Origin of the sequence: Ralstonia sp. TCR112, assembly GCF_007997035.1 — a bacterium.
GTDB lineage: Bacteria > Pseudomonadota > Gammaproteobacteria > Burkholderiales > Burkholderiaceae > Ralstonia > Ralstonia edaphi.
In genome coordinates this window covers 1-3,358 of sequence record NZ_VOSS01000181.1, presented here as the reverse complement: position 1 = coordinate 3,358, position 3,358 = coordinate 1, and the positions used below count along the sequence as shown (strand labels likewise).

The following is a 3,358-nucleotide window of genomic DNA, read 5'->3' as shown; positions in this document are numbered from 1 at the left end:
CGCGCCGAGCTCCGAGCCTCAACGGCCGAGCTAAAAGCCTCATGCGCCGAGCTCCGAGCTCGGAACGCCGAGAAAAAAGCTCGGCGCGCGGCGCTCCGAACTCGGATAGCCGAGACCCATCGCGCAACGTTGGCATACCCCTTGCAAGTGTCGCTGCGAAGCCGGTGCCAACGTGGGTATCGGCATGGGACAACGGCGTCCCGACGCACGGCTCTGCGACCCTTCCTTGGCGATGGGCGATGGCGCGCGTCGGGACGCCTTTTCTTTGGAGCCATGGATGGCCGCGCCAGACAAGACCGACGCTCTCGTCAACCCGATCAACCCGAAGCGCCGCAGCATCATGAAAGCCGCGGCGACGATTGCAGGAGGCAGTGCCGTGGCATTGATCGATCCGCTGGTGCGCGCCGGCGCCTGGGCCGCCGGTTCCGATGCGCCCGAGAAGACGGAGCTGAAGGTCGGCTTCATCCCGCTCACGGACTGCGCTTCGGTGGTCATGGCGTCCACGCTCGGCATCGACAAGAAGTACGGCATCAAGATCACGCCGTCGAAAGAAGCCTCGTGGGCCGGCGTGCGCGACAAGCTGGTATCGGGCGACCTGGATGCGGCGCACGTGCTGTACGGCCTGATCTACGGTGTGCAGCTCGGCATTGGCGGCCCCAAGAAAGACATGGCCGTGCTGATGACGCTCAACAACAACGGCCAGGCGATCACGCTGTCGAACAAGCTCAAGGAAGCGGGCGTCAAGGACGGCGCATCGCTGCGCGCGGTCATGACCAAGGAGAAGCGCGAATACGTCTTCGCCCAGACCTTCCCGACCGGCACGCATGCGATGTGGCTGTACTACTGGCTGGCCGCCCACGGCATCCACCCGCTGCAGGATGCGAAGGCGATCACCGTGCCGCCGCCGCAGATGGTCGCGAACATGCGCGTGGGCAACATGGATGGCTACTGCGTGGGCGAGCCGTGGGGTGCCCGCGCGATTGCAGACAACATCGGCTTTACCGCCGAGACAACACAGGCCATCTGGAAAGACCACCCGGAGAAGGTGCTCGGCACCACGGCGGAGTTCGTGCAGAAGTATCCGAACACGGCGCGTGCGCTCACCGCCGCAGTGCTGGAGGCGAGCAAGTTCATCGATGCGTCGGCATCGAATCGCCGCAAGACGGCCGAGACCATCGCCGCCAAGTCCTACGTCAACACCGACATGGACATCATTCTCGACCGCATGCTCGGCCGCTACACCAATGGCCTCGGCAAGACGTGGGACGACCCGGACCCGATGCGCTTCTACCACGACGGCGCGGTCAATTTCCCGTACCTGTCGGACGGCATGTGGTTCCTCACGCAGCACAAGCGCTGGGGCTTGCTGAAGGCGCATCCGGATTACCTGGCCGTCGCCAAGCAGGTCAACCGCATCGACATCTTCAAGCAGGCGGCAACGGCCAGCGGCACGCCGCTGCCCAAGAGCGACATGCGCACGGCCAAGTTGATCGACGGCGTGGTGTGGGATGCGAAGAACCCTGCTGCGTATGCGGACGGCTTCAAGCTGAAAGCCTGACGCCGCTGTCCTCCTGAACTTCCGAATTTCTGATTGCGGTCCCTCACATCGATGGAGCCCGACATGAACACGCTCGTCAAAACGTTGTCCGGCGTGCAGTCCGACGCCGCCCCTGAACGTCGCCGCCTTATTGCGCGCGACTGGTTTGTCGCCGCCGTGGTGCGGGGCTTTCCGCCCGTGCTGGGTTTCGTGCTGTTTGTGCTGGCGTGGCAGGGCATTGCCACGGCCATCCCTGCACTGCCGACACCGGCGGTGACGTGGAAAGCGGCCGTCGCGCTGTTTGCTGATCCGTTCTATCGCAATGGCCCGAATGACCAGGGCGTGGGCTGGAACGTGCTCGCGTCACTGGCGCGCGTGGGTGCGGGCTTTGGCATGGCGGCCGTCATCGGCATTCCGGCGGGCTTCCTGATCGGGCGCTTTGCGTTTCTCAATGCGATGGCCTCGCCCATCATCAGCCTGCTGCGGCCGGTGTCGCCGCTGGCGTGGCTGCCGATCGGGCTGCTGCTGTTCAAGTCGGCCAACCCGGCGGCCATCTGGGCGATCTTCATCTGCTCGATCTGGCCGATGGTGATCAACACTGCCGTGGGCGTGACGCGCGTGCCGCAGGACTACCTGAACGTGGCGCGCGTGCTGAACCTGTCCGAATGGAAGGTGTTCACGCGCGTGCTGTTTCCGGCGGTGCTGCCGTACATGCTGACGGGCGTGCGGCTGTCCATCGGCACGGCTTGGCTGGTGATCGTGGCGGCGGAAATGCTCACCGGCGGCGTCGGCATCGGCTTCTGGCTGTGGGATGAGTGGAACAACCTGAAGGTCGAGCACATCGTCATCGCCATCTTCGTGATTGGTGTGGTGGGCTTGCTGCTCGAGCACGCGCTGCTGGCGATTGCGCGGCGCTTCTCGTACGACGCGGTTTGAGGACATTGGGGGAGCGCCATGACAGACAAATTCCTGCGCATTGAAAACGTCGGGCAGACGTTCAAGACCAAGCGCGGCCCGTTCGTCGCCCTGCGCGACATCGACCTGACGGTGGCGCGCGGTGAGTGCATCGCGCTCATCGGGCACTCGGGCTGCGGCAAATCAACGTTGCTCAATCTCATTGCCGGCCTCACGCGGCCGACCACGGGTGGATTGATCCTTGCCGAGCGCGAGATTGCCGGGCCGGGACCGGATCGCGCGGTGGTGTTTCAGAACCACTCGCTGTTGCCGTGGCTCACGTGCTTTGACAACGTGTATCTGGCCGTCGAGCGGTCTTCGGCAAGACCGAGACCAAGGCGCAGTTGCGTGATCGCACGCATGCGGCGCTGGCGCTGGTGGGCTTGTCGCATGCCGAGCAGAAGCATCCGCATGAAATCTCGGGCGGGATGAAACAGCGGGTGGGGATTGCGCGGGCGTTGTCCATGGAGCCGAAGGTGTTGCTGATGGATGAGCCGTTTGGGGCGCTGGATGCGCTCACGCGGGCGCATCTGCAGGATGAGTTGCTGAAGATCGTGGCGGCGACCGCCAGCACGGTGGTGATGGTGACCCACGATGTGGATGAGGCGGTGCTGCTGGCGGATCGCATCGTGATGATGACGAATGGGCCGGCTGCGACGATTGGTGAGGTGTTGACGGTGGACTTGCCGCGGCCGCGGGATCGGATGGCGTTGGCGGAGGATGCGACTTATCACGCGTGTCGGACGGCGGTGTTGGATTTTCTTTATCGGAAGCAGAGGCATCCGGTGGCGGAGGCTGCCTGATTTGCTTGGGGGATGGTTTTGTTGTTTTAACTTGGTGGTCCATCCCCTGTTTCATCCCCTGCCG

General features: G+C 64.1%; 2 protein-coding genes and 1 pseudogene. All 3 read left to right on the top strand.

From position 1 onward, the window contains the following. The first annotated feature begins 277 nt into the window (after positions 1 to 277). The 3 genes and pseudogenes from FUT88_RS25105 to FUT88_RS25095 all read left to right on the top strand — a co-directional run bounded on the left by FUT88_RS25105 (position 278) and on the right by FUT88_RS25095 (position 3,294). Positions 278 to 1,558, top strand: coding sequence for a CmpA/NrtA family ABC transporter substrate-binding protein (locus FUT88_RS25105; protein ID WP_147219250.1), 1,281 nt, complete (start codon positions 278 to 280; stop codon positions 1,556 to 1,558). 63 nt (positions 1,559 to 1,621) lie between these two features. Further along, complete coding sequence (ntrB, locus tag FUT88_RS25100; protein WP_147219248.1) at positions 1,622 to 2,473, top strand: nitrate ABC transporter permease; 852 nt, start codon at positions 1,622 to 1,624, stop codon at positions 2,471 to 2,473. Positions 2,474 to 2,491: 18 nt separating this feature from the next. Then, positions 2,492 to 3,294 (top strand): annotated as a pseudogene (locus FUT88_RS25095) (ABC transporter ATP-binding protein). Positions 3,295 to 3,358: the final 64 nt, after the last annotated feature.

Coding starts and splice junctions, on each gene's coding strand:
- ntrB (WP_147219248.1), top strand. CDS start 1,622: ATGAACACGCTCGTCAAAACGTTGTCCGGCGTGCAGTCCGACGCCGCC.
- FUT88_RS25105 (WP_147219250.1), top strand. CDS start 278: ATGGCCGCGCCAGACAAGACCGACGCTCTCGTCAACCCGATCAACCCG.